This is a genomic window from Murinocardiopsis flavida (assembly GCF_003014485.1).
GTDB classification, from domain to species: domain Bacteria; phylum Actinomycetota; class Actinomycetes; order Streptosporangiales; family Streptosporangiaceae; genus Murinocardiopsis; species Murinocardiopsis flavida.
Window position 1 is genome coordinate 107,212 of record NZ_PYGA01000019.1, and the last position, 24,450, is coordinate 131,661.

The window sequence follows — 24,450 nt, forward strand, 5'->3', positions numbered from 1 at the left end:
GCTCTTGTCCTGGACGTCTGCGGGCCAGAGGGGCGCGCTCTTGTCCTGGGTGTCTGCGGACCAGACCGGGACGTTCTCTAGCCGCTGACGCCCCGCTGGTAGGCGCCGGGTGGGACGCCCTTGTGGCGCTTGAAGTGCCGCGTCAGGTGCGCCTGGTCGGCGAAGCCCACCTGCGCGGCGACGTCGGCGGGCCCGACCCCCGCGCGCAGCAGCTGCTGCGCGCGGTGCACCCGGACCTGGTTGAGGTAGGCGTGCGGCGGCAGCCCGTACGCGGCGGCGAACGCGCGGTTCAGCGCGTACGGCGACGCGCCGACGAGGCGCGCCAGCTCCTCCAGCCGGGGCGGGTCGACGATGCGCTCGTGCAGCAGGTCGCGCGCCGCCGCGACGGCGAGCGGCGCGGCGGTGCGCTCGGCGCCCTGCACCGGCGTCCCGGCGTAGCGGCGGACGATGTGTTCCATCGCGTGCCTGAGCAGCGCGGACGCGCTGAGTTGGTCGCCCGCTCCGGCCGCCCGGTGGGCCGCGCGCACCCGGCGGGCCCCCTCGGCGTCGTCGGCGGTGGTGACGGCGAAGCCGGGCGGCCCGCCGCCGCCGAGGTCGCGCGCGACCGACTCCATCATCGCGATGTCGGGGTAGAGCACCCGGTAGGTCCACCCTTCGGGGACGCCGGCGTGCCCGGTGTGCACCTCCTCGGGGTCGAGCAGCGCGAGCCCGCCCGGGCCCACGCGGATGGTCTCGCCCCGGAACGCGTACTCCTCGATCCCGGCCTCGATGAGCCCGATGGTGTAGGTGGGGTGCGTGTGGCGGCCGAACGCGTGCCGGACGAACGTGGCGTCCAGCATCTCCACCTCAGGGACGCCGGGGTGCCGCCAGTAGTGCGCGTGTTCTCGGCCGACCAGTGCCATGATCTCCAGAGTACGAGGTCAGCGCGGGCGGCGCGGCCGGGGGAGGAGGGCGGGCGGGGGAGTGCCGTGCGCCGTACGGAGCGCGGCGGTGCCGGGCTGATCCCCGCGGCCGTGCCGCGGTGCGGAGCGCGGTCCCCGGCACCGGCCGCGGTGGCGCTGTGTAGATCCCTGCGATGGTTTGGTGGTGCGCCGTGGGGTTGCGCTGTGGGGGCCTCGGCACAGGGCGCGGGGGCACCATTCGGGAACCGCACGGCTTAAGGTCGCAGTCATGCTGAACGTCTCCCTGGCCACCGGAAACGCCGACCTCTTCCCCGCCTTCGCGATCCGCGGTGCGGTGTTCATCGCCGAGCAGGCGGTGCCCGCCGAGATGGAGAGCGACACCGACGACCTCACCGCCGATCACTTCCTCGCGCGGCTCGACGGCGCGCCCGTGGGCACCGGTCGCCTCGTCGTGCATGGCGCGGAGGCGCACCTCGGCCGCCTCGCGGTGCTGCCCCAGGCGCGCGGTGCGCGGGTGGGTGTGGCGCTGGTGGCGGCGATCGAGCGGCGCGCGGCCGAGCGGGGCCTCTCAGCGGTCGACCTCAACGCGCAGTCCGACGCCATCGGGTTCTACGAGAAGCTCGGCTACGCGGCGTTCGGCCCGGAGTTCATGGACGCGGGGATCCCGCACCAGGCGATGCGCAAGGTACTGCCGCAAGCGGCCGAGGAATGAGCGACCGCCGGGCCGCGGGGTCTTGGGGCCGCCGGTTCAAGGGCGCGGAGTCTGGAGCCGCCGGGTCTCGGGCCGCGGGTTTTCGGAGCGTCGGGTTTCGGAGTGTGGGGTTCGGGGCCAGAGCGTCCCTGTCCGTAGAGGACAAGGGCCAGGCTGCGAGGCGGCTGCGCAGCAGCGACCGCCGAAACACCCCCTGAACTGGGCCGCTCGGACCGGCACCCCAAGGGCGTCACCGCGCCACCGCTCTACCCCTGCACCGCCGCGGTGGTCGGAATCACGAAATAGGGCTCCTCGCGGGGCCGTTGCACCAGTGGTGCCCGTGCGGCGCGTGGATCGCGCGCACCCCCGTGGGCACCGGGGCGGCTGTCGACCCGGAACTACTACCGAGTAATATTCGGTTTCGGTGCCGGGTGACGCACACCGGCCCCACAGCCGACGAGAGAGCAGAGAAAGAGGCCATGACGGTCGACGCGCAGCCGGTCGCGGAACTCCCCGACCCCCGGGACTTCGGATTCACGGTGGTACACCGCGAGGAGCTGTCCGACGAACTCCTCGCCCTTGTCGAGGACGCCCGTGCCCTCAACGACGCCGTCGCGCACACCGACGTCGCCCCGGAGGCGCTCGCCCAGGCGCGTGCCGCCATCGCCGCCGCCACCGAGACGCTGAACGGCGCGCGCCGCCCCACCGGCGCCATGGTCGCCGGGCGCGACTCCCGCGGCCGCCCCGAGTACGGCACCATCGCCAACATCGTCGCCGGCCCCGTCAACCCCGCGGCGCCGCCCCTCGAACTGGCGCACACCGACGACGGCGTGCGCGGCGAGGTCACCCTCAACGGCAGCTACGAAGGCCCGCCGGGGCTCGTCCACGGCGGCTGGGTCGCCGCGCTCCTCGACCAGGCGCTGGGCAGCGCGGCGTCGGCAGCGGGCATGCCGGGGCTGACCGCCCACCTCGACGTCGACTACCGCAACCCCACGCCGCTGCACAACCCGCTCACCGTCACCGCCAGGGTCACCGGCACCGAGCGCCGCAAGGTCTTCGTCTCGGCGGAGATCCGGCACAATGGCGAACTGACCGCCGAGGGCACCGCGATCATGGTCCAACTCATGCTCCCGTCCTGAACCGCCGCACCCTCCCCGCCCCGCCGGCCGCGGCAGCGGACCGGCGCAGCCGACACCGTGAGCAGGCGAGCATGACCGACGACAGCGCCGACCCGCGGTCGGCCCCCGAGGGTGGCGCGCCCGCCGAGCGCAGCGCTCCCGCACGGGCACGGCCGCCCGCCTCCGGCGGCCTCGCCGAACCGGTGTTCGCCAAGGCGGCGGCCGAACCGTCGGCGGCCGTCCTCGCCAGGAAGGGGCCGGACGGCTGGTACGACGTCACGGCGGCCGAGTTCGCCGCCGAGGTCTCGGCGCTCGCGCGCGGGATCGCCGCCGCCGGGATCGAGCCGGGCGACCGGGTGGGGCTGCTCGCCGAGAACGCCTACGAGTGGACCCTCTTCGACTACGCCGTGTGGTCCGCCGGGGCGATCGGGGTGCCGATCTACCCGTCGTCGTCCGACGGCCAGACCACCTGGATCCTCTCCGACTCCGGTGCGCGCGCCTGCGTGGTCGACACCGCCGAGCGCGCGGCGCAGCTCGCGTCCCTGCGCGGGTCGCTGCCCGAGCTGCGCCACGTGTGGTGCGTCGCCGACGGCGCGGTCGGCGAACTGGTGGACCGCGGCGCGGACGCCGCCCCCGACGAGATCGAGCGCCGCCGCGCGGCGGTCGCGCCGTCCGACACCGCGACCATCGTCTACACCTCCGGCACCACCGGCGCGCCCAAGGGCTGCGTCCTCACCCACGCCAACTTCTTCGCCGAGGTCGACAACATCATCGCCGACCTGCCGGACCTGTTCCACCCCGACTCCCACGGCGAGGGGCCGCGCACGCTGCTGTTCCTCCCGCTGGCGCACGTGTTCGGGCGCATGGTGCAGGTGTGCGCGCTGCACGCCGGGGTGCTCCTCGGCCACACCCCGAGCGTGCGCAGCCTCCTCGCCGACCTCGCGGCTTTCCAGCCGACGTTCCTGCTCGCGGTCCCCTACGTCCTGGAGAAGGTGCACGACAACGCGCGCGGCCAGGCCGGCGGCGGCGTCAAGGGCAGGATCTTCGAGGCGGCGCGCGCCCACGCGGTCGCCTACAGCGAAGCCCTCGACACCGGCGGGCCGACCTGGGCGCAGCGCATCGCGCACCGCGTGTTCGACCGGCTCGTCTACGCCAAGATCATGGGGGCGCTCGGCGGCCGGGCCACCCGCGCCATCACCGGCGGCGGTGCGCTGGAACCGCGGCTGCTGCACTTCTTCCGCGGGATCGGGCTGGAGGTCGTCGAGGGCTACGGGCTGACCGAGACCACGGCGGCCGTGGTCGCCAACCGGCCGGGGCGCATCCGCCCGGGCACCGTCGGCACCCCCCTGCCCGGCGCGGCGGTGCGCCTCGCCGAGGACGGCGAGATCCTCGTCCAGGGCGCCCAGGTCTTCGACCGGTACTGGAACAACGAGGACGCCACGCGGGAGGCGTTCCGCGGCGGGTGGTTCGCGACCGGCGACCTCGGCGCCTTCGACGCGGCCGGCGACCTGCGCATCATCGGGCGCAAGAAGGAGATCCTGGTGACCGCCGGCGGCAAGAACGTCATCCCCGGGCCCACCGAGGAGCGGGTGCGCGAACACCCGCTCGTGTACCAGTGCATGGTGGTCGGCGACGGCCGCCCCTACGTCACCGCGCTGGTCACCCTGGACGCCGAGGAGCGCGCCGGAATGGACGACGCCGCGGTCGACGCCGCGGTCCAGGAGGCGGTCGACGCGGCCAACCGGCACGTGTCGAAGGCGGAGTCGATCCGCCGCTTCACCGTCCTGCCGTCGCCGTTCACCGAGGCGGACGGGACCCTCACCCCCACCCTCAAGCTGCGCCGCCCCGCGATCCTGCGGCACCACGCCGCCGAGATCGAGGGCATGTACGGCTAGGGCGCGTCTGGCTGATCTGCGGATCCCCGGTTCCTCCGCATCCCCTTGCCGATCTTGACGAACTGTTCCCTCAACCGCGAGTGGACTTTCGGTGTTGTGGGCCGGAGGTCTGCGGGGCGGCCTTGTCGCCGGGCGGCATGCGGGTGGTCTGCGGGGAAAGGCAGCGCCGAGGGCTGCGGGTGGGCGGGGTGGGCAGTGGCCTGCACGGTCTCCGAGTGGGGACAAGCAGCACCAAAGGCGGCGGGTGGGTGAGGCCGTAGTCACCTATCCGATGCCCGTTTCCTCCTCATGTCCTCGCTGATCTTGACGAAAGTGTTCCCTCAATGGCGGTTGAGGGAACACTTTCGTCAAGATCAGCGAGAGCGTCGGGAGGAAACGGACATGACGGCGGCGCTCAGGCGCCGAGACTGACGGGGAGTGCGGTCTCGGCGCGGACAACCGCCGCCAACGCAGTCTCGGTGCGTGCGGGGTGGCGCCACGCCGTCGATGACCGCCGGCCCGGGCCATGCGCCGCCTTTGGTGCTGCTTGTCCCCACTCGGAGACCGTGCAGGCCACTGCCCACCCCGCCCACCCGCAGCCCTCGGCGCTGCCTTTCCCCGCAGACCACCCGCATGCCGCCCGGCGACAAGGCCGCCCCGCAGACCTCCGGCCCACAACACCGAAAGTCCACTCGCGGCCGAGGGGCCGGTTTCATCGCGACCGGCGGGGAACTGCGGGGAAACGGACACTCGGACGGCCGACCACCCCCGCGTGCACTCGCGCGGCGCCAACGTGGGTAGGGACCGCGGTACGGCGCCGACGCGCCACGCCCCGCGCGGCTCCGCGGGGGCGGCCGCACGACCGAGAAGAGGCCAGATGAGCGCGATCGATCCCGCGACGGTGCCGACCCAGCTGTTCGACTGGGGCCGGATCACCTGGCGGGTGTCGCCGGACAACGTCCCCGGCACCGGCATCACAGTGGGCGACGTCGTGATCTTCCCCGGCAAGGGGCACGACCACCACACCCACCCCGGATCCGACGAGGTCCTCTACGTCGTCGCCGGGCGCGGCGAGCAGACCGTCGGCGACGGCCCCGCCTTCCCCGTCGCAGCGGGCGACATGGTCCACGTGCCGCGCGGCGTCCTGCACTCCACCCACAACACCGGCTGGAGCGTCCTGCACCTGGTCGCGATCTACAACCCGGCGGGGGCGGAACAGGCGCTGCGCGACGCGCCGGGCTTCCGCGAGATCGGCCCCGGCGAGCAGGCCACCCTGGCGAACGCATGAGCGCCCCCGCCGCGCGCGCCGCCGGAGGCGCGCCATGACCACCGTCGCACTGCTGGGCACCCTCGACACCAAAGGCGCCGAGTGCGCCTTCGTGTGCGACCGGATCCGCCGTTCCGGCGCCGTGCCGCTCCTCGTGGACTGCGGCGTGTTCGCGCCCCAAGACGCGCGCCCCGACATCGACCGCGCCGAGGTGGCCCGCAGCGGCGGATACGACCTCGGCGCGCTTGCCGCAGCGGGTGACCGCGGCGCCGCCGTCGCCGCGACCGCGGAAGGCGCGGCCGCCGTGCTGGCGCGGCTGCACGCCGAAGGCCGCATCGACGCCGCCATGGGCGTCGGCGGCTCCGGCGGCACCTCCATCGCCGCGCGGGCGCTGCGCGGCCTGCCCCTGGGGTTCCCGAAGCTGGTCGTGTCGACGGCGGCGTCCGGCCAGACCGCGCCCTACGTCGGGGAGAGCGACCTCGTCCTGTTCCCCAGCGTGGTCGACATCGCCGGGCTCAACGCGATCTCCACCCGGATCCTCGCCAACGCCTGCGACGCCGTGCTGGGCATGGCGGCCGGGGCCGCCGTCGAGTACCGCGCGCCCGGCCCCGCCATCGCGGCGAGCATGTTCGGCGTCACCACCGAGTGCGTCGGACACGCGCGTGCCCTGCTGGAGGAGCGGGACTACGAGGTCCTCGTGTTCCACATGACCGGTGCCGGCGGGCGCACACTGGAGTCCCTCGTGGCGCGGGGCGCGCTGCACGGCGTCCTCGACATCACGACGACCGAACTCGCCGACGAGCTGGTGGGCGGGGTCATGTCGGCGGGCCCCGGCCGCCTCACGGGGGAGGGCCCGCTGCCGACACCCCGCGTGGTGTCGCTGGGCGCCCTCGACATGGTCAACTTCGGCCCGCGCGACACCGTCCCCGCCGCGTTCGCCGACCGCACGCTGTACGTGCACAACGCCGGGGTCACCCTGATGCGGACCACCGCCGAGGAGTGCGCGGAGCTGGGCGCGCGCCTGGCCGCCCGGGCGGCGGGGCTCGACTCGCCCGCTGCGGTGCTCCTGCCGCTGGGCGGGGTGTCCGCCATCTCCACCGAGGGCGGCCCCTTCCACGACGCCCGCGCCGACGCCGCCCTGTTCGACGCGGTCCGCGCCGGACTGGCGGGGTCCGACGTCGACCTCGTCGAACTCGACACCCCCATCAACGATCCCCTGTTCGCTGCGACCGCTGTGCGGGTCCTCGGCGAACTGGCGGAGCGCACGGCACGGCCCGGCAGCGGGGCCACCGACGACACGGACGGGAAACCATGACCAGAGTGCCCCGAGAGCGCATCCTCGACCTGCTGCGCGCCAAGAGGGCGGCGGGCCGGCCCATCGTCGGCGGCGGCGCCGGGATCGGACTCTCCGCGAAATGCCAGGAGGCCGGAGGGGCCGACCTGCTGGTCGTCTACAACTCCGGGCGCTACCGGATGGCGGGCCGCGGCTCGCTGGCGGGGCTGCTCGCCTACGGCAACGCCAACGAGATCGTCGTGGACATGGCGCCCGAGATCCTCACCGCCGTCCGGCGCACGCCCGTCCTCGCCGGGGTCAACGGCACCGACCCGTTCTGCGACTTCGACACGTTCCTGCCGCGGCTCGCGGCGCTCGGCTACTCGGGTGTGCAGAACTTCCCCACGGTCGGCCTCATCGACGGGACGTTCCGCGCCAATCTCGAAGAGACCGGCATGGGCTTCCACCACGAAGTGGACCTCATCGGGCGGGCCCGCGCGCTCGACCTGTTCACCTCGCCCTACGTGTTCTCCGCCGAGGACGCCGCGGCGATGGCCGGGGCGGGCGCCGACGTCGTCGTCTGCCACATGGGCCTGACCACCGGCGGCAGCATCGGCGCGGAGACCGCGCCGACCCTGGCGGAGTGCGTCGCGCGGATCCGCGACTGGGCGGCGGCGGCGCGCGCGGTGCGGGGGGACGTCCTCGTGCTGTGCCACGGCGGCCCCATCGCCGAGCCCGGCGACGCGGCCTTCATCCTGCGCGAATGCCCCGGCGTCGACGGCTTCTACGGCGCCTCGTCGATGGAGCGGCTGCCGGTGGAGGAGGCCCTGACCGCGCGCACCCGCGCGTTCACCGCCATGGGCGACACGGCGCAGTAGGGGGCGCGGGCACTGCCAAGGGACGAAAAGGCGCCGTGGCGGGGCCCGCACCGCCGCGTATAGGGTCCCGGTATGGGTTCGCGCGCCGACTACGTGGTGGTCGAGCACGGTTCGTGGCGACTGTACTCCTCGCACTTGGCCGCCACGACGATCGACGTCGACCTCATGGCGGGGCCGGTGAGCGCGCTGCGGTTCATCCGCGCGCAGCACGGCAGGGAGCCCCATGACTGGCTCGACGACATCTGGTGCGAAGGCGCGGCACTGGTCGACCTCGACCGGCGCGAACTGCTGTTCTTCGCCTCGGACCTCGACGGCTACGCGCACCGCGCCGCGGTGCTGGAGGTCCTGTGCGAGACCTGGGCGGGGTGGTGCGTCCACTGGGCCTACGACGGCCTCGGCGACCTCGTCGCCCGTGTGGGGCTCGACCGGTCGACGGTCCGCAGGGGCACCTCGCCCGACGAGCCCGAGGCGGCCGACTCATGGGTGGAATGCCTGGTCACCGTCGATGACGGTGAACGCGTGCGCGCCTACCCGCTGCAATCCTGCTCGGCGGGCGAGGTCGTCGGGCACGGGGACGGCTTCGCCGCCCGGATCCCCGCGGCGGCGGAGCGCACGTCATGCCCGGAGTTCCCCGACTCCGGGGTCCACCTCGACCTCCCGGGACGGTCCGCCGGCCTGTGGACGACCGACACCCTGGGCGGCGCGCTGGAGCGCACCGCCGAGCTGTGGCCGGGGTGGCGGTGGGAGTTCTGGGCCGACGACCACGAGCGGCAACGCGCCCTCGCCGGCGGCGCGGTGCGGCTGCCCACCCCGTCGCCGGACTCGGGCTTCGGATCGATCGGCACGCGGCTGGACCGCCACCGCAACTACGACCCGATCGGCTCCGCCCACCGGTTCATCGACCGGATGGCCGCACACGACACCGGTGTGCGGCCCTCACCGGAACTGTTCGATCATGTCGAGGCGCGCCCGACGGCAGCCGAATGGGCGGCGCTCGAAGCGGCCGTGCGGCGGTGCGCCGCCGGCCGTCACAGGTGCAGCAGGCCGCCGTCGTGGTGCAGCGCGTCGGCGTCCTCGTCGTCGAACCACCTGCCGTTCTCGCCCAGGTAGCGGAACCGCACGGTGTCGCCGGCGGGGACGCTCACCACGGCGCTGCGGCGCCCGTTCGCGCGCGCCTTGAGCGGGTGCGCGTAGGGGTCCCACGCGTTGAAGCACCCCACCAGGGACACCGCACCCTCGGGCGCGGTGTCCGGGATCGAGAAGGTCAGCTTGACGTGTCCGTCGCGGTCGGGCTTGCTCCGTTTGATCATGATGGCACCTTCGGTCGTCGCGGGCGGGTCGCCGTGCGCCCGCCCGGTTGGAACAACGGAAATGAACATGTTCGCCGACCAGTTTCCGTGAGCCGCGCGACGATGACGTGCAAGGACACGCGCACTTGGGTCCGATTTGACGCTCGGCCCGCGCCGCGCGCCGCACCGCCTTCGGGGCCCGCTGCGGCGCGCCGGGTCCGGGTGCGCCGCGCCGCTCAGTCGGGGACGAGGTGCTCGGTGTACCCCAGCGCGATCAGTCGCCGCTGTGCCGCGCGGACCTCCTCGGGCACCGCGACCGGGGCGGACCACCCCCGCTCGGCGTAGCGGTCCAGCCGCTGGAGGTCGCCGACGACGAAGTGGACGAGTTCCCGCTCGCTGTACCGCTCGTCCGGGTAGCCGTCGAAGCCGCCGGGGAACGCGCGGAACGTCCATTGCACCCCGGGCCAGTGGACGGCGGCCGCCGCCAGCGCGCGGCGGCCCATGTAGGGCTTCGCGGTGACGACGGCCCGGCGGACGTCCAGGCCGGCAGCCGCGGCGAGGTCCCTGCCGCGGGCGAAGTTCTCGCTGGTGTTGGTGGCGCCGCGCTCCAGCAGCAGCGCGGAGTCGGGGATCGCGGCGACCTCGCGCGCCGCGGCGGCGAACACGTCGGCCTCGGGGCGCTCCCACCGGGCGTGCCCGCCCCCGCCGTTGGTGCGCCGCCCGCGGTCGCCCGTGAACATCAACAGCGGGGCCGTGCGGTCGGCCCACAGCAGCGCCGCGTGGTGCGCGACCCGCAGGTCGTGGCTGCCCAGCCCGAGGATGAGGTCGGCGGGTCCGTCGCCGGGCCCGGTCATGGGTTCGGCGTGGAAGTCCCAGAGCACACGGGCGCAGGCGCGCGCCTCGACGTCGATCGGCACGGTCCCGATGATCGCGCACCGGGCGGCGCGGGGCGAATCCCGGGGGCGGCCCGGCGGGCGGTGCCGATGGCGCGCGATCCGAATGCCGGTCGTTTCGGTCTAGACCGTAAGTGGAACTTGTGGCAATCTCGGTGGCAGAACGGCGCCGTACGAGCGCACAGGACGCGAGCGCGCCGGATCCCCCCGGTTTCGGTCCAGAGCGAAAGGCAGCCCGATGGTGAAATCCGGCAGTGCGACGCGCCCCGGCGGTACCGGGCGGCGCAGGTGGAGCATCGGGCCGGCGTTCGTGACGGCGGCCCTGGTCTTCGGGCCCGGCAGCATCACCCTCGCCAGCTCGATCGGCGCCGGGTACGGGTACGCGCTGCTCTGGGTGCTCGTCGTCGCTGCGGTCTTCATGCTCTCCTACACGGGCATGGCGGTCCGGCTGGGGATCGGCGACTCCCGCTCGCCCTTGGAGGTCATCCGGGCCCGCCTCACGCCGTGGCTGGCCGTCCTGGTGGGCGTCGGCTGCTTCCTGGTCACCGCCGCGTTCCAGGCCGGCAACAGCGTCGGCGCCGGTGCGGCGACCGCCATCCTGGTGGGCGGGAACGTGCAGGTCACCGCTGCGCTGTTCACCGCGCTGGGCATCGCGTTCGTCTGGCTGCCGAGCTTCTACCGGCACCTGGAGCGGGTCATGGTGGTGCTCGTCGTCGCCATGTTCGTCCTCTTCGCCGCGACCGCCGTGGTCTCGCGGCCGAGCCTCGGCGGGATCGCCTCCGGGCTGGTGCCGAGCGTGCCCTCGGGGTCGGCCCTGCTGGTGGTCGCGCTCATGGGCACCAGCTTCTCCGTCGTCGGCGCGTTCTACCAGGCCTACCTGGTCCAGGAGAAGGGGTGGCGGCCGGAGCAGCGCGGCTCGGCCATGCGCGACACCGCCCTGGGGATCGCCCTGCTCGGCGGGCTCACCGCCGTGATCGTCATCGGCGCGGCGGCGGTCCTGCGGCCGCAGGAGGTGGCGGTCACCTCGGCCGGCGACATGGCCGCGATCCTGGAGCCCACCATCGGCCCATGGGCGCGCACCCTGTTCGCGCTGGGCCTGTGGGCCGCGGCGTTCTCCTCGCTGGTCGGCAACGCGACCATCGGCGGGTGCATGCTCGCCGACGCGCTGGGCCTGGGCCGCTCGCTCTCGGCGCCGGTCGTGAAGCTGTTCATCTCCGGGGTGATGTTCCTCGGCGGCGCGGTCGCCGTGGCGTTCGCCGCGAACCCCGTGCAGCTCATCATCACCGCCCAGGCCGCGACGGTGCTCGTCGTGCCGATGGTCGGCGCGGTCCTGCTCTACCTCGCGGCCGACCGCCGCCTCCTGGGCGCGCTGGCGAACCGGTGGTGGCAGAACGTGCTCGGCGCCGTCGGGCTGCTCGCGCTGCTCCTGCTGGCGTGGTCCTACGTCGTGCAGCTGAGCTAGGCCGACCGGCCGACATGCCGGGCGTGCGGGCGGTCAGCCGCCCGTGCCGTAGGCGGCGATGCGTTCGGCAACGGCGTCGCGCGCGGCACCGAGCACCTCGGAGACCGACCACGCGGCCCGGCGCACCTGGGCGCCGATCTCGTGCATGCGCTCCGTCGGCATCCGGCCCTCGGGGGCGCTGACGCTGATGCTGCCCGTCACCGCGCCGGAGTGGTCGAACACAGGCGCGGCCGCGGTGCGGATGCCCGGTGTGCGTTCCGAGAACGACAGCGCGTACCCGGCCTCGCGCGCCTGCGCGAGGTCGCGGCGCAGCAGGTCCGGGTCGGTGATCGTCGTGGGGGTCACCGCGCTGATGGGCTGCGACAGCAGGGAGTCGGCCGCAGCGGGGGAGAGGAACGCCAGCATCGCCTTGCCGGGGGCGCCGTGGACCAGCGCTATGGGCACCCCCAGCTCGGTGTAGGTGCGGCGCAGCGCGTGGTGGCTCTCGACCTGGTCGACCACCGCGCGCTCCAGGCTCGGCAGCAGTTCGTGCAGGCCGACGGTCTCGTCGACGATCGCGCGGAGCTCCGTCATCGTCGCGAGCGCGGCGTCGCGCAGAGTGGTGGGGAAGGCCCCGCTGCGGGCGAGCTGTACCAGGAGCGGGCCGAGCGCGTACTGGCGCTGCCGGGTCTGCCGGACCAGCCCGTTGTGCTGCATGGCGACGAGGAGCCGGTGCGTCGTGCTGGTCGACAGGCCGGTGGCGCGGGCGATGTCGCTGATGCCCATCTCGGGGGCGCGGGGGCTGAAGCACCGCAGGATCCGCACGGCCCGGTCGATCGACTGGACGCCCGACCGGCCCGGCGCCGCGGCCCGCCCCGCCGCGGCACCGGACTCGCCGGATGCCGCCGCGTTCTCCATGGCGGTGATTTCTTCGTGACCCATTGACGTAACACCTAGGTAACTCGTATTTTCCTAATATACAGGATGCTATCCCACAATACGGGAACGTGGTGCGAGAGTGAAGCCACTCGACGGATTCCGAGTCCTGGACCTCACCCGCTTCCTCTCCGGCCCCTACTGCACGATGGTGCTGGCGGAGCTGGGAGCCGACGTCATCAAGGTGGAGCAGCCCGGCAGCGGCGACGACTCCCGCCGCCTCGCGCCGAAGGTCAACGGCGAGAGCTACCCCTTCGGGATGCCCAACCGCAGCAAGCGCAGCGTCTCCCTGGACCTCAAGGACCCCCGCGGCACCAGCGCCTTCCTGCGCATGGCCGAACAGGCCGACCTCGTCATCGAGAACTTCCGGCCCGGCGTCGTGCGGCGCCTCGGCATCGACCACGACACGCTCAGCGCCGCCAACCCCGCCCTCCTCTACTGCTCCATCAGCGGCTACGGCCAGACCGGGCCCTACCGCGACCGGCCCGGCTTCGACATCATGGCCCAGGGATCGGCCGGGTTCATGCGGATGACCGGCCACCCCGGCGGGCGCCCCGCCAAGGTCGGGATCGCCATCAACGACATCGCCGCGGGCGCGACCGCGATCTACTCGATCCTCGCCGCCGAACTCGCCCGGCGGACCACCGGCGAGGGGCAGTACATCGACATCTCCCTGGTCGACGCCGGACTCGCCTGGACCGTGTGGGAGTCGGGCGCCTACTTCGGCAACGGCGAACTCCCCGCCGCCACCGGCACCCGCCACCGCCGCTCCACCCCCTACCAGGCGTACCGGACCGCCGACGGCTACGTCACCATCGGCGCCAACAACGACCGCCTGTGGCGGCGCCTGGTCCTCGACGCCCTGCACCGCCCCGAATGGCTCGACGACCCGCGGTTCGCGACACTGCCGGCGCGCATGGAGCACATCGACGCCCTCCAGGACGCCATCGAGGAGGTCACCGCTGACCGCACCACCGCGGAATGGATCGAGGCCCTCGACAAGGCCGGCGTCCCCGGCGGGCCCGTGCTCCGCTACGACGAGGCGCTCGCCGACCCGCACGTCGTCGCGCGCGGCATGATCGCCGAGGTCGACCACCCGATCATCGGGCCCATGCGCACCATCGCGCCCCCGGCGAAGTTCAGCTCCGTCGACTTCGCGGTGCGCGGCCCCGCACCGTGGCTCGGCCAGCACACGCGCCGCGTCCTCGCCGAGGCCGGGCTGGGCGAGGCGGAGGTCGACGCCCTCTGCGCCGACGGCGTCGCCTACGACGCACACCCCGAACGCACAGAGAGGTAGCCGCCATGTCCGATGACCTGCACGTCGAACGCTCCGGCGCGGTCGTGACGCTGACCCTCAACCGGCCAGAGAGCCGCAACGCCATCCGGCTGTCCATGTACCGCGAACTGCCGTCGCTGCTGGCCGGCATCGACGCCGACCCCACCGTGAAGGTGCTGGTCGTCCGCGGCGCGGGCACCAGGTCCTTCGCCGCCGGCGCCGACATCACCGAGTTCCGCGACGTCCGCGCCGACGCCGAGAGCGCACGCTCCTACAACGAGCAGGTCGCCGCCGCCGAACGCGCCCTCGACGGCATGGGCAAGCCGACGATCGCCATGGTCCACGGCTACTGCATCGGCGGCGGGTGCGGCCTCGCGCTCGCCTGCGACCTGCGCTTCAGCGACACCGGGGCGCGGTTCGCCATCACCCCGGCGAAACTCGGGCTGGTCTACAGCCTCGAATCGACCAAGCGGCTGGTCGACCTGGTCGGGCCCGCGCAGGCGAAATGGATCCTGTTCTCCGGGCAGCAGGTCGACGCCGACCGGGCGCTGGCGACCGGGCTCACCGACATGGTCGCCGACACGGCCGAACTCGCCGAGCAGACCTACGCGTTCGCCGAACTGGTGGCGGCCCGCGCCCAGTTCAGCGTCCGCGCCGCAAAGGACATCGTGCGCCGGATCGTCGGCGGCCAGACCGACGACGACGAGGCCACCACCCTCCTCCGCAACTCCTCCTTCGACACCGAGGACTACGCCGAAGGCGTCCGCGCCTTCCTCGAGAAGCGCCCGCCGCGCTTCACCTGGTCGTGAGGCGCGGCGACCGCGTCGCCCCGCACCGACAGCGAGGGCGCGGACCCTGTACCGCCGCACCGGGGCGCGCACGGCGCGCCCCCTGAAGACCACGCGATCCCCCCGGCGGGGCGCCGGCCGGCGGTCGCGGACTCAGTTCCCGCTGAGGAGGCAGCACCCATGCCGAACACCCGACGACCGCTCACCGCACTGACCCTGCCCGCCGCCCTCGCCCTGCTCGCCGCCGCGACCGGATGCGGCGCCGGCACCACCCTCCAGGAGGACCCCGAGGAGTACCCCAGCCAGAACCTCGAATGGACGATCGCGTTCGGCCCCGGCGGCGGCAACGACATCATGTCCCGCACCCTCGTCGACATCCTGAACGAACACGACCTCTACCCCCACGACATCGCCGTGGAGAACCGCGAGGGCGGCAGCGGCGCCACCGGGTGGGGCCACCTGCTCAGCAACTCCGGCGACCCCTACGTCGTGTCCACCACCTCCGGGTCCTTCCTCACCACCCCGTTGCAGGCCGACACCGGCTGGACCCATGCGGACTTCACCCACGTGGGCCTGCTCGCGACCGACGACCTGCTGTTCCTCGTCCCCGAATCCGCCGGGATCGCCGACTGGGCGGAGTGGACCGAGCACGCGGCGGACACCGGCCCGGTCGCGGTGGGCGGCATCGGCACCGTCAACGTCGACTTCATCGTGCAGGCGCGGCTCGCCGAGCAGGCCGGCTACGAGATCGAGTACGTGCCGTTCAACGACGAGGGGCAGCTCCAGACGGCGATGTCCTCCGGCTCGCTCGACGCGATCGTGTCGAACCCGGGGTCGGCCATGGGCCAGGTGAAGGGCGGCGACATCACCCCGCTGCTGTTCACCGGCAAGGAGCGGCTCGACGCGCTGCCCGACGTGCCCACCGCCGCGGAGGAGGGCCACAAGGGGATGGTGTCCATGCCCCGCGGGCTCATCCTGCCGCCCGGCGCGCCCGACTACGCGCGGGACTGGTGGATCGGCGTCATGCGCAAGGTCGTCAAGACCAAGGAGTGGCGGGACTACATCACGAAGAACCACCTCGCCGAGGACATCCGCTGGGGCGACGACTTCACCGCCTACCTCAAGGACAGCGGAGACGAGTTCGAGGCGTCCCTGCGCGAGCAAGGGGCCGTGAAATGACCAGGACGACGTTCACCTGGCCGCGGATCCCACTCCAGCGGCGGGCGGCGGAGCCGACCCGCGACGGGCGCACCGGGGCCGCCGACCGGCCCGCCGCCCCGGCGCGGCGGATCACCGGGGCGACCGTCTTCTACCTCATCGTCACGGCGGTCCTCATCGGCTACACCGCCATGGCGTTCGGCATGGACTGGCGCACCGACGCGGGACGGATCGGCCCCGGCTACTTCCCCCGCATCCTCGGCGTGATCGGGGTCGCGCTCGCCGCCCTCGCGACCATCGGCAGCCTCCGCCCCACGGCAGCCGGACCCGGCGAGGCGGCCCCCCGCCACCCGTGGCCGGTGGCCGCCACCTGCGCCGGCCTCGCGGGCTTCGCCGCCGTCATGGTGCCGGTGGGCGCCATCGTGACGGGGGCGCTGCTGCTCACCGGCCTGCTCCTGCTGGTCGACCGCACCCGCCCAGTGCGCGCCGCCGCACTCGGGATCGGGTTCCCGATCGCCCTCTACGTCGTCTTCGACATCCTCCTCAACGCGGCGCTGCCCTCCGGCGTCCTGCCCTTCCTCTAGCTCGGACACCCGGCTCGGACACCCGTCCCGGACACCCGGCGCGGGCACCCGTCCCGGACACCCGGCGCGGACACCCGGCGCGGGCCGGGGCCCGACCGGCGGCGCGCGGTGCAGCCCCGCCCCCGCCACGCAACGACGCAACGACACCCGACGACCCCTCTCGGAGTCCGTTATGGACGTCTTCGCGCACCTCGCGAACGGCATCGCCAGCGTGCTGTCACCCACAACCCTGCTGTTCCTGCTCATCGGCGTGCTCGTCGGGATGTTCATCGGCGCGATCCCCGGCCTCGGCCCCTCGGCCGGCCTCGCGATCCTGCTCCCGCTGACCTTCGGACTGGACGCCACCACCGCCATCGTCATGCTCGCCGCCGTCTACTACGGGGCGATGTACGGCGGGACCATCACCTCGGTGCTGATCAACACGCCGGGCGACTCCGCGAGCGTGCCCGCGACCCTGGAGGGCTACCCGCTCGCGCGCAAGGGCCGGGCGATACCCGCCCTGATCATCGCCGCGGTCGCGTCGTTCGTCGCGGGCACCGTCGCCACGGTCATCCTGACGGTCGCCGCGCCGCCGACCGCGCGGATCGCGTCGTCCTTCGGGCCGCCCGAACTGTTCCTGCTCGTCGTCATCGGCCTGCTCACGCTCGTCGTCCTCGTCGGGAAGAGCTGGAAGGGCGGCCTGCTCTCCGTCGTGCTGGGCTTCGCCATCGGCACGGTCGGCATCGACGTCAGCGGCGGCGAGCAGCGCTACACGTTCGGTTCCACCGAGCTCATCAACGGGGTCGACTTCATCCCGGTCGCCATCGGCCTGTTCGGGCTCGGCGAGATCCTGTGGACGATCTACCGCGGCGGGCACCGGGAGACCCCCGCGGAAATGGACCTGCGCGCGCGGCGCGGGGCGTTCTGGCCGAGCCGCCAGGAGTGGCGGGAGGCCGCGAAGCCGATCGCCCGCGGCACCCCGTTGGGATTCCTCCTCGGCGTGATCCCCGGAGCGGGCGCGACCGTCGCCTCCCTCATCTCCTACAGCACGGAGAAGGCCCTCTCCAAGCGGCCCGAGCGGTTCGGCAAGGGCGCGGTCGAAGGGCTGGCGGGGCCCGAGGCCGCCAACAACTCCGCGGCGACCGGTTCGATGGTCCCGCTGCTCACCCTGGGGATCCCCGGGTCCGCCTCGACGGCGGTGCTGCTCGGCGGGTTCATGATGTGGGGCCTGCAACCCGGCCCGCTGCTCATGCGCGACAACCCCGAGTTCGCGTGGGGCCTCATCGCCAGCATGTACCTCGGCAACGTGATGCTGCTCGCGATGAACGTGTTCTGCATCCCGCTGTTCGCCGCCGTCACGAGGATCCGTTTCGCGACCCTCGCCCCTCTGATCATCCTGCTCTGCGCGTTCGGGACCTTCACGGTCAACGGCAGCATCGTCGAAGTGGGCATCATGTTCGGCTGCGGGGTCCTCGGATTCTGCATGCGGCTGTACGGGCTGTCGCCCGCGGCGACCGTCATCGCGCTCGTCCTGGGGCCCATCGCCGAGGAGACCCTTCGGCAGAGCCTGCTGCTGTCGGGCGGGACGTTCGCGGTGTTCGTCGAGCGGACCCCCTCACTGGCACTGCTCGGGGTCATGGCGGTGCTGGTCATCGTCCCGATCGCCATCCCAGCGGCCAAACGGGCCCTGCACCGCAGGGCCGCCGAGCGGGAGCAGGAGGGCGCACCACCCTTGACCTAGCAGGGCGGCGCGTCCCTGGTGTCCTGGGGTGGAGGGGGTGTGCGGCGCGTGCCTGGTGTCCTGGGGTGAAGGGGGTGGGTTACCGTCGCAATCGCGACGGCAACCCACCCTCGGTCCGCTGGACGCTTCGCGATCGCGACGGTAGATAACCCTCTGTCCGCTGGATGCTTCGCACGCCTCCACTGCGCACGCTTCGCGGAGTGTCGCGCAGCGGGGGACCGCGACGGCAACCTCCGTCTGCGGTCAGCCGGCGTCGGGCCCGGTGCCGAGCCGCTCCTCGCGTTCCGGGCCCGGCTCGGCCCCGCCCGCCGCGGGCTCGTCGCGTTCGGCGGGCGGCTCCGCCGCGTCCTCGGCCTCCGCCGCCGATTCCGCCGTGTCCGATTCCGCCGCGCCCGTGCCATGGCGGTTGAGCGCGAGCGCGCGGCGCGCCTGGTAGCAGCGGTGCGGAGCCCACCACGCCCACCAGCCGACCGCGGCGGCCAGCAGGACCGCGCCGAGCCCCGGACCGGCCCACGCGAGGTCGCCGCCGGAGCGCAGCCCGATCCACGCGGCGTTGCACGCCTGGGACGCCACCAGCAGCCCCCACCCCGTCCGCGCCCACGGGCTGTACAGGGACGCGAGCCCGCGCTGCGCCCGGTCCGCAGCCGCCGGCGCCAGATCGGGGTCGGCGCACCGGGTGCCGGTGCGCACCGCGCGGACGACGGCCGCACGGTCGGCGCCGCGAACCGCGCGGGTCGGCCGAGGGAGCGCGCCGCCGTCCCGCTGCACGTCCAGCTCGCGGCGGTGCTCGGCGGCCGAGGCGCGGCGCAGCGCCCAGCCGGCGGCGAGGAGCAGGACGACGGTGAGACCGAGACCGATCGATGACACCAGGTTCATGGGGACCGCCAGGGGAGGAGGGGGCAGGGGTGCGGGCCGGGTCGGGAGCGCGGGTGCAGCGGGGTTCAGCAGGATCCTACGAGCCCGCGCGGGCGGGCGCCCCGTGCAGCGCGGTCCCCGGAGGGGGCCCGTGCGGGGCGGGGACACGGCGGGAGCGCCGCCGTTCGCGGTCCACAGTTCGCGGTCCGTCGTCCGTCGTCCGTCGTCCGTCGTCCGTCGTCCGTCGTCCGTCGTCCGTCGTCCGTCGTCCGTCGTCCGTCGTCCCGCTACACTGTGCGCATGCTGTATCGCCACGACGTGTTTAGCAAGCCGGCTCCGGAGGCGCCGGCCGCTCTGTCGTAGGCGGCGCACCGAAGTCGGCAGTGAGAGCGATGAGGCCCCGGCCTCCTCGCTCTTCGTGCTTTCCGGGCCCCTTCCCGGACCCCAATGGCGGCCGACCCGTTTCCAACCCGTGCGGCGCGGCCCGGCCGCGGACCACGACGTGAGGAGACACCGATATGAGCCCCGAACCCACCGCCGGTACCGCAGCGGACCACGCCGCGATCACCCCCGACGACGGCGCCGTCGAGCTCGCCGAGCTGCGGCGCCGCATCGACGAGGTCGACTCTCGGCTCGCGGAGCTGCTCGAACAGCGCGCGATCCTGGCGGCCGGCGTCCAGCGCGTCAAACCGGTCGGCGGGTTCGCCGGGCGCGACGCCGAGCGCGAGCGCGCCCTCGTCGCGGCCATGGCGGGGCGCGCGCCGCGGCTCGGCGAAGAGCGCCTGGCGCGGATCATGGCCGGGGTGATCGAGGCGGGCCTGGAAGCCGCCGAACAGGAGCGCGGCGTGGAGCGCCCCTGAGCCGCCGGGCCCGCCGGGCCGGACGCGCCGGTGGCGGGCCGGGGACGCGCCCGGTCCGCCACCCGCACGGCGGGGCACCCGCACCGGCCGCAAACCGGCGGTCGGCCGTCCGGGCGGGCCCGTCGAGTCACTCGGGCCTCTCGGCCCCGTCGGGCCTCTCGCGCCCCTCGTGACCCGTGCCGCGATAATCGGTGGCGCCGCCGGGCGGCGGCGGAGTAGAGTCCGGCGCGTCGCTTGCAGCACGGGCGCGGTGCGCCCGCATCACAGGGAAGAGGGATGACCTATGGCCCGCTTTGCGCGTTCTCCGATTCCATCCTTCCCTTGCGAGCCGCGGGAGCAGTTCCGCCCCGTCTGACCGGTCGCCCGCGACCGGCGCGCACCGTGCGCCGGGTGCGCCGCCCCGCCGGCTCGCGTGTTCCGCCATTGAGAGCATGCTGTGACCGCTGCCGAGCATTCCGCTCCGTCCGACCGCACCGACTTCACCGACCTCGCCGCGCTGGGCTGGGACCCTGCCGCCGCCCCGACCGCCGATCCCGGCTCCACCCCGCTCCGTCCGGCGCGGGTCGCGTCCGTCGGCAAGGGCGCCGCCGCCGTCCTCGCCCCCGAACCGCTGACCGTCTCCTACGGGCCCGCGCTGCGCCGGGCCGCCGCGGCGGACCCCTTGGCGCTGCCGTGCTCGGGCGACTGGGTGCTCCTGCGCCCGGCCGAGGACACCGCCGGGCGGGCCGCGTGGACGCTGGAGGAGGTCCTGCCGCGCAGGACCGCGCTGGTCCGCAGCGGAGTCGCCACCGACTCCCACGGCCAGATCCTCGCCGCCAACATCGACACCGTGTTCGTCTGCGAACCGGCGGCGCCCAAGTACAACCTCGCCCGCGTCGAACGGTTCCTCATCCTGGTGTGGGAGAGCGGGGCCGTGCCCGTGGTCGTCCTCACCAAGTGCGACCTCACCGCCGAACCAGCAGCCGACCTGCTGGAGCGGGTCGCCCCGGCGGCCGTCGGGGCCGAGGTGCACGCGGTGAGCGCCGCAGCGGGCACCGGGCTCGACGGGCTCGCGGCCCATCTGCGCCCCGGGACCACCCTGGCGATGCTGGGGTCCTCGGGCGCGGGCAAGTCCACCCTCGTCAACGCCCTCGCGGGGGCGCGGATCATGGACACCGGCGAGGTCCGCGACGACGGCAGGGGGCGCCACACGACGACCCGGCGCGAACTCGTCCCGCTCCCGCAGGGCGCCGTCATGCTCGACACGCCCGGTGTGCGCCGCATCGGACTCGGCGGGTCCGGCGACGGTGTCGAGCGCGCGTTCGCCGACCTGCTGGAGTTCGCGGAGCTGTGCCGCTTCCGCGACTGCGTCCACGAGAGCGAACCGGGCTGCGCCGTGCTGGCGGCGGTGGAGTCGGGCGACCTCCCCGAACGGCGCCTGCACAGTTGGCGCAAGCTCCAGCGCGAGGCCGAGTGGAACGCCGCCCGCACCGACCACCGGGTCCGCCAGGAGCGGGCGCGCAAGTGGAAGACGATCCACAAGGAGATGCGGCGGAGCGGCCGCAACAGGCCCTGACGCGCCGACGCCGCCGGGCCGCTCCCGCGGCCCGGACCGGGGCCCGTGCCGGGCCCGGCTCAGCCGCGCGCGGCACGGCGTACCAGGTCGACGACCGAATCAGCGGCGTCGGCCAGGCGGTAGCCGTCGTCATTGAGCGATTCGGCCACCACCGCGTCGATCGCGCCGTTGATCATGATGGCCTGCGTGCGGGCATCGGCCGGGCGGTACTCCCCGGCGTCCTGCGCGTGCTCGATGAGGGCGGCGAGGGCACCCCACCGCGCCGCGGACCCCGGGGAGTCGCCGATCCCGGTGTCGTCGGGGTCGCCCAGCGCCTCGGCGATGACCCGGACGTGGTCGGGGTGGTCGGCCATGTACCCGATCATGGCGGCGGCGTATTCCTCCACCGCGGCACCGGGGCCCGCCGCCGCCTCGACGCGCGGTCCCACGTGCTCGGTGAGGTCGTGCAGCACGGAGCGGTAGGCCGCCTCGATCACCGCCTGCTTCGAGGAGAAGTGGTAGAGCACGGCCGCCTTGGAGATCGACGCGGCGGCGGCGATGCTGGCGAGTGAGGTGGCGGCGTAACCGCGCTCGGCGATGAGCGCGATGGTCAGGCCGATGAGCTGTTCGCGGCGGGCGCGTTCGGTGATGCTCGGCCGCCTGGCCACGGCGTCGGGTTGCGGGGGCACCGGCCCATCCTCTCACTCGTCCTCTTATTCGTCTTCTCCCTCGGCGCCGTCGACGAAGGCGGCGACGTCGGCCGCGAGTTCGTCGGGGTACTCGCCATTGAGGGCGTGCGACGCGTCGGGGTAGAGCGCGACCGACCCGTCGGGGAGGGTGCGCTCCGCCGTCTCGACCGCAGCGGCCGAATCGTGCATGACGGACTCGCCCGCGATGACAGCGAGCGCGGGCGGCTTCAGCGCCGCCATCCGCTCCTCGGGGATGCGGGTGGGCGCGGGCAGCACCAGCGTGTAGTTCCGCATGCCCGACTCGATCATGTCGGCCTCGGGGACGTCCTCGACCGGTGCGCCGCCGGCGGTCCACGAGTTGAAGCCGTCGCGCCAGCTCTTCGGCAGCCAGGGGGCCGACGCGGGGATCGAGCGCACCATCACCTCGACCGGCATGTCGGCGAACACGAGGACCGGGTCGACCAGTGTCACGCTCGCGATGCCCGCCGGTTCGCGGGTGGCGAGGTTCGCGGCGGTCCAGCCGCCGATCGAGAGGCCGAGCAGGTGGACGCGGTCCTCGGGCAGTGCGCGCAGGGTCTCGTGCAGCCATTGCGCCTGGTCGGCGTCTGTCTCGATCGGGCGGTCCTGGACGCTCATGCCGGGCTCGCCGAGCAGGTCGACCGTGTAGACGTCGCGGACCTTCAGCAGCGAGGGCAGGTTGCCCGCCCAGACCGGCGACGCGGCGGCCCGGCCGGGGAGCAGGACCAGCGGGGCGCCGTCGGCCCCGCCGTCGAAGCGGTAGACGCGCACGACCCCGTAGCCGGTGCGGACGTCCAGCGTCTCGTCCGGCTCGGGCAGCTCCGCCATGGCGCGCCCGTAGCTGCGGAGGAACGCGTCCTTCGCGTCGCCGGAGGCGAAGTGACCGATGGGGGAGGTGTCGCGGACGGCGAGGCCGATGAGGACGAGCACGGCCGTCGCGATGCAGATCCCGACACGGACCCGGCGGCGCCTGCGCGGTGTGCTGCTGGTCATCGCATTTCTCCTTACCACTCGGTTAATAATCTAACCGAGTGGTAAGGAGCCGTCAATCGGCCGGCCGCCCCGAAGCGCCCGGTGCGCAAAGCAAAGGGCGCCCCGCCGACCCGGTCGGCGGGGCGCCCCGCTGCTCTGCCGGTGCCGCTAGCGGACGTCCAGCCAGACCATGTGGTGGTCGGAGACCGCGTTGAGGCGGGCCAGCGGGTCGTCGGCGGTCGGCCAGAAGACGCCGCCGCTCTCGACGCGGGTGCCGCGCGACGGCAGGACGTAGTCGACCCGCAGGTTGCCGGGGGCGGGGTCGTCGCCGAAGTCGGCGGTGTCGTTCGCGGGGTCGCCCTTGTGGTCGGCGTTGGCGCCGCCCTGGCGCTCCGCGGCCTCGGGCCCGCCCTCACTCGCGGGTCGGGGGTCGGTGACCCGGGGGGACTCCAGCAGCCCGCGGATCCCCTCGGGGCGGCCGTCGCCGTCGAGGGGGTCGGCGTTGAGGTCGCCCGCGACGACGAAGCGCGCGCCCGGCTTCAGGCCGCCCCTGCGGCCCTCGTCGTCGTAGATGTAGCGGCTCTTGCCGAAGCGCACGTAATCGGCCCAGAACCGGATCTCGTCGTGGTTGCGATTGGCGTTGCGCCGCTCGGGCCCGTCGAAGCTCGGCGGGGTGGGGTGCGCCACCAGGAAGTGGGTCGTGCGCCCGCGCGGGGTGCGCACGGGGATGTCCCAGTGGCTCTTGGACGACAGCGGGAGGGCTTCGCGCTCCTCGTCCGAGTAGAACGGCTCCCCGGTCTCGGGGTCCTCGGGCAGCAGCGCGCCGGGCATGTCCGCCCAGCGGAAGTCCTGGAAGGTGCGCACCCGCCGCTTGTCGATGGGGTACTTGGAGTAGACGACCATCCCGTACTGGCCGGCAAACGCGCCGAATCCGAGCGCGTCCTCGGCGTAGCCGGGGCTGCCCGGGTCGGTGACGGCCGTGCCGTCGTTGTCCAGGTCGAAGCCCGAAGCCACGCCGGTGTTCACCGGGGCGGTGTAGCGGTACGGGTAGTCGATGGGCTTGGCGCCGCCCTGCCCCCGGTCGAGGTAGTTGCGCTGGAACAGCGCCGCGGCGCGGCCGTCGGCGTCGTGGTCGAACTCGTTGAGCAGCAGGACGTCGGGCCGCTGGCGCTGCACGACCTCCGCGACGCCCCGAGCCTGCTCGTCGCCCTTGCCGGAAAGGTCGTCGACGAGGTCGCCCTCTGCGGGACGGTTCAGTGAGGCGTTGAAGGTGGCGAAGCGGATGTCGGAGTCCCCGCGGTCGGCGGGTGCGGGGCGGTGCGGATCGGCGCCGGCCGCCGGGGCGGCGCCGAGCAGCAGGCTGAGGGAGCACGCCGCGGTGGAGAGGACCAGCAGCGGGCGGCGGGGTCGATGCATCGGACGGCATCCTTGGGG

Annotated in this window: 23 protein-coding genes; 15 read left to right on the forward strand and 8 right to left on the reverse strand. The window is 73.8% G+C overall.

Annotated elements, in window-relative coordinates; genetic code table 11:
• Window positions 1–77 precede the first annotated feature (77 nt).
• Window positions 78–902: a helix-turn-helix transcriptional regulator gene (locus tag CLV63_RS24175; protein WP_106585489.1), complete on the reverse strand. Its 825-nt coding sequence runs from the start codon at window positions 900–902 to the stop codon at window positions 78–80.
• A 268-nt stretch (window positions 903–1,170) separates the two neighbouring features.
• Here CLV63_RS24175 and CLV63_RS24180 point away from each other — a divergent pair, with 268 nt between their 5' ends.
• The 7 genes from CLV63_RS24180 to CLV63_RS24210 all read left to right on the forward strand — a co-directional run bounded on the left by CLV63_RS24180 (window position 1,171) and on the right by CLV63_RS24210 (window position 9,113).
• On the forward strand, window positions 1,171–1,614 hold the full coding sequence (locus tag CLV63_RS24180; RefSeq protein ID WP_106585490.1) for a GNAT family N-acetyltransferase: 444 nt from the start codon (window positions 1,171–1,173) through the stop codon (window positions 1,612–1,614).
• 458 nt (window positions 1,615–2,072) lie between these two features.
• Window positions 2,073–2,732, forward strand: coding sequence for a PaaI family thioesterase (locus CLV63_RS24185; protein ID WP_106585491.1), 660 nt, complete (start codon window positions 2,073–2,075; stop codon window positions 2,730–2,732).
• A 71-nt stretch (window positions 2,733–2,803) separates the two neighbouring features.
• Window positions 2,804–4,606 carry an AMP-dependent synthetase/ligase gene (locus tag CLV63_RS24190; protein WP_106585492.1) on the forward strand — a complete coding sequence of 601 codons (1,803 nt, stop codon included), beginning with the start codon at window positions 2,804–2,806 and terminating at the stop codon, window positions 4,604–4,606.
• 856 nt (window positions 4,607–5,462) lie between these two features.
• Window positions 5,463–5,873 (forward strand): cupin domain-containing protein, encoded by a 411-nt coding sequence (locus CLV63_RS24195; RefSeq protein ID WP_106585493.1) that lies wholly within the window; start codon window positions 5,463–5,465, stop codon window positions 5,871–5,873.
• Between the two features lie 34 nt (window positions 5,874–5,907).
• Complete coding sequence (locus tag CLV63_RS24200; protein ID WP_106585494.1) at window positions 5,908–7,167, forward strand: Tm-1-like ATP-binding domain-containing protein; 1,260 nt, start codon at window positions 5,908–5,910, stop codon at window positions 7,165–7,167.
• Window positions 7,164–8,003, forward strand: coding sequence for a phosphoenolpyruvate hydrolase family protein (locus CLV63_RS24205; RefSeq protein WP_106585495.1), 840 nt, complete (start codon window positions 7,164–7,166; stop codon window positions 8,001–8,003). Before CLV63_RS24200 ends, CLV63_RS24205 begins: the two co-directional genes overlap by 4 nt.
• Window positions 8,004–8,075: 72 nt before the next feature.
• Window positions 8,076–9,113 (forward strand): hypothetical protein, encoded by a 1,038-nt coding sequence (locus CLV63_RS24210; protein WP_106585496.1) that lies wholly within the window; start codon window positions 8,076–8,078, stop codon window positions 9,111–9,113.
• On the opposite strand, the gene CLV63_RS24215 is transcribed toward CLV63_RS24210, so the two are convergent.
• Complete coding sequence (locus CLV63_RS24215) at window positions 9,032–9,313, reverse strand: isoamylase early set domain-containing protein (RefSeq protein WP_106585497.1); 282 nt, start codon at window positions 9,311–9,313, stop codon at window positions 9,032–9,034. The two genes, CLV63_RS24210 and CLV63_RS24215, sit on opposite strands and share 82 nt — an antisense overlap.
• A 215-nt stretch (window positions 9,314–9,528) precedes the next feature.
• Window positions 9,529–10,209, reverse strand: a complete 681-nt coding sequence (locus CLV63_RS24220) for an ElyC/SanA/YdcF family protein (protein WP_245929018.1) — start codon at window positions 10,207–10,209, stop codon at window positions 9,529–9,531.
• 214 nt (window positions 10,210–10,423) lie between these two features.
• Between CLV63_RS24220 and CLV63_RS24225 the strand changes: the two genes are divergently transcribed.
• Window positions 10,424–11,647 carry an Nramp family divalent metal transporter gene (locus tag CLV63_RS24225; RefSeq protein WP_106585498.1) on the forward strand — a complete coding sequence of 408 codons (1,224 nt, stop codon included), beginning with the start codon at window positions 10,424–10,426 and terminating at the stop codon, window positions 11,645–11,647.
• A gap of 33 nt (window positions 11,648–11,680) precedes the next feature.
• Here CLV63_RS24225 and CLV63_RS24230 read toward each other — a convergent pair whose 3' ends face one another.
• Window positions 11,681–12,568, reverse strand: coding sequence for an IclR family transcriptional regulator (locus CLV63_RS24230; protein ID WP_245929019.1), 888 nt, complete (start codon window positions 12,566–12,568; stop codon window positions 11,681–11,683).
• A gap of 76 nt (window positions 12,569–12,644) precedes the next feature.
• On the opposite strand from CLV63_RS24230, the gene CLV63_RS24235 reads away from it, so the two are divergent.
• The 5 genes from CLV63_RS24235 to CLV63_RS24255 all read left to right on the forward strand — a co-directional run bounded on the left by CLV63_RS24235 (window position 12,645) and on the right by CLV63_RS24255 (window position 18,088).
• Complete coding sequence (locus CLV63_RS24235; RefSeq protein WP_106585499.1) at window positions 12,645–13,859, forward strand: CaiB/BaiF CoA transferase family protein; 1,215 nt, start codon at window positions 12,645–12,647, stop codon at window positions 13,857–13,859.
• A gap of 5 nt (window positions 13,860–13,864) precedes the next feature.
• Entirely contained in the window at window positions 13,865–14,647 is a 783-nt protein-coding gene (locus tag CLV63_RS24240) for an enoyl-CoA hydratase-related protein (RefSeq protein WP_106585500.1), read from the forward strand.
• Between the two features lie 159 nt (window positions 14,648–14,806).
• Window positions 14,807–15,805, forward strand: a complete 999-nt coding sequence (locus CLV63_RS24245) for a Bug family tripartite tricarboxylate transporter substrate binding protein (protein ID WP_106585501.1) — start codon at window positions 14,807–14,809, stop codon at window positions 15,803–15,805.
• On the forward strand, window positions 15,802–16,368 hold the full coding sequence (locus CLV63_RS24250; protein WP_106585502.1) for a tripartite tricarboxylate transporter TctB family protein: 567 nt from the start codon (window positions 15,802–15,804) through the stop codon (window positions 16,366–16,368). Before CLV63_RS24245 ends, CLV63_RS24250 begins: the two co-directional genes overlap by 4 nt.
• A gap of 172 nt (window positions 16,369–16,540) precedes the next feature.
• Window positions 16,541–18,088: a tripartite tricarboxylate transporter permease gene (locus CLV63_RS24255; protein ID WP_106585503.1), complete on the forward strand. Its 1,548-nt coding sequence runs from the start codon at window positions 16,541–16,543 to the stop codon at window positions 18,086–18,088.
• Window positions 18,089–18,331: 243 nt separating this feature from the next.
• On the opposite strand, the gene CLV63_RS24260 is transcribed toward CLV63_RS24255, so the two are convergent.
• Window positions 18,332–18,955 carry a hypothetical protein gene (locus CLV63_RS24260; RefSeq protein ID WP_146165649.1) on the reverse strand — a complete coding sequence of 208 codons (624 nt, stop codon included), beginning with the start codon at window positions 18,953–18,955 and terminating at the stop codon, window positions 18,332–18,334.
• A 506-nt stretch (window positions 18,956–19,461) separates the two neighbouring features.
• On the opposite strand from CLV63_RS24260, the gene CLV63_RS24265 reads away from it, so the two are divergent.
• Together CLV63_RS24265 and rsgA are read left to right on the forward strand one after the other, a co-directional pair.
• Window positions 19,462–19,803 (forward strand): chorismate mutase, encoded by a 342-nt coding sequence (locus CLV63_RS24265; RefSeq protein WP_211301443.1) that lies wholly within the window; start codon window positions 19,462–19,464, stop codon window positions 19,801–19,803.
• Between the two features lie 436 nt (window positions 19,804–20,239).
• Window positions 20,240–21,358 carry a ribosome small subunit-dependent GTPase A gene (gene rsgA, locus CLV63_RS24270; protein WP_106585505.1) on the forward strand — a complete coding sequence of 373 codons (1,119 nt, stop codon included), beginning with the start codon at window positions 20,240–20,242 and terminating at the stop codon, window positions 21,356–21,358.
• Between the two features lie 59 nt (window positions 21,359–21,417).
• On the opposite strand, the gene CLV63_RS24275 is transcribed toward rsgA, so the two are convergent.
• The 3 genes from CLV63_RS24275 to CLV63_RS24285 form a co-directional block, all read right to left on the reverse strand.
• Window positions 21,418–22,026 (reverse strand): TetR/AcrR family transcriptional regulator, encoded by a 609-nt coding sequence (locus tag CLV63_RS24275; RefSeq protein WP_106585506.1) that lies wholly within the window; start codon window positions 22,024–22,026, stop codon window positions 21,418–21,420.
• Between the two features lie 24 nt (window positions 22,027–22,050).
• The gene (locus tag CLV63_RS24280) at window positions 22,051–23,037 is read right to left on the reverse strand and encodes an alpha/beta fold hydrolase (RefSeq protein ID WP_106585507.1); all 987 of its coding nucleotides are present in this window, start codon (window positions 23,035–23,037) and stop codon (window positions 22,051–22,053) included.
• 147 nt (window positions 23,038–23,184) lie between these two features.
• Window positions 23,185–24,432 carry an endonuclease/exonuclease/phosphatase family protein gene (locus CLV63_RS24285; RefSeq protein ID WP_106585508.1) on the reverse strand — a complete coding sequence of 416 codons (1,248 nt, stop codon included), beginning with the start codon at window positions 24,430–24,432 and terminating at the stop codon, window positions 23,185–23,187.
• Window positions 24,433–24,450: the final 18 nt, after the last annotated feature.

Excerpts from the sequence above, each read along its gene's own strand:
- CLV63_RS24175 (WP_106585489.1), bottom strand. The coding sequence starts at position 902 with ATGGCACTGGTCGGCCGAGAACACGCGCACTACTGGCGGCACCCCGGC.
- CLV63_RS24180 (WP_106585490.1), top strand. The coding sequence starts at position 1,171 with ATGCTGAACGTCTCCCTGGCCACCGGAAACGCCGACCTCTTCCCCGCC.
- CLV63_RS24185 (WP_106585491.1), top strand. The coding sequence starts at position 2,073 with ATGACGGTCGACGCGCAGCCGGTCGCGGAACTCCCCGACCCCCGGGAC.
- CLV63_RS24190 (WP_106585492.1), top strand. The coding sequence starts at position 2,804 with ATGACCGACGACAGCGCCGACCCGCGGTCGGCCCCCGAGGGTGGCGCG.
- CLV63_RS24195 (WP_106585493.1), top strand. The coding sequence starts at position 5,463 with ATGAGCGCGATCGATCCCGCGACGGTGCCGACCCAGCTGTTCGACTGG.
- CLV63_RS24200 (WP_106585494.1), top strand. The coding sequence starts at position 5,908 with ATGACCACCGTCGCACTGCTGGGCACCCTCGACACCAAAGGCGCCGAG.
- CLV63_RS24205 (WP_106585495.1), top strand. The coding sequence starts at position 7,164 with ATGACCAGAGTGCCCCGAGAGCGCATCCTCGACCTGCTGCGCGCCAAG.
- CLV63_RS24210 (WP_106585496.1), top strand. The coding sequence starts at position 8,076 with ATGGGTTCGCGCGCCGACTACGTGGTGGTCGAGCACGGTTCGTGGCGA.
- CLV63_RS24215 (WP_106585497.1), bottom strand. The coding sequence starts at position 9,313 with ATGATCAAACGGAGCAAGCCCGACCGCGACGGACACGTCAAGCTGACC.
- CLV63_RS24225 (WP_106585498.1), top strand. The coding sequence starts at position 10,424 with ATGGTGAAATCCGGCAGTGCGACGCGCCCCGGCGGTACCGGGCGGCGC.
- CLV63_RS24230 (WP_245929019.1), bottom strand. The coding sequence starts at position 12,568 with ATGGGTCACGAAGAAATCACCGCCATGGAGAACGCGGCGGCATCCGGC.
- CLV63_RS24240 (WP_106585500.1), top strand. The coding sequence starts at position 13,865 with ATGTCCGATGACCTGCACGTCGAACGCTCCGGCGCGGTCGTGACGCTG.
- CLV63_RS24245 (WP_106585501.1), top strand. The coding sequence starts at position 14,807 with ATGCCGAACACCCGACGACCGCTCACCGCACTGACCCTGCCCGCCGCC.
- CLV63_RS24250 (WP_106585502.1), top strand. The coding sequence starts at position 15,802 with ATGACCAGGACGACGTTCACCTGGCCGCGGATCCCACTCCAGCGGCGG.
- CLV63_RS24255 (WP_106585503.1), top strand. The coding sequence starts at position 16,541 with ATGGACGTCTTCGCGCACCTCGCGAACGGCATCGCCAGCGTGCTGTCA.
- CLV63_RS24265 (WP_211301443.1), top strand. The coding sequence starts at position 19,462 with ATGAGCCCCGAACCCACCGCCGGTACCGCAGCGGACCACGCCGCGATC.
- CLV63_RS24280 (WP_106585507.1), bottom strand. The coding sequence starts at position 23,037 with ATGACCAGCAGCACACCGCGCAGGCGCCGCCGGGTCCGTGTCGGGATC.
- CLV63_RS24285 (WP_106585508.1), bottom strand. The coding sequence starts at position 24,432 with ATGCATCGACCCCGCCGCCCGCTGCTGGTCCTCTCCACCGCGGCGTGC.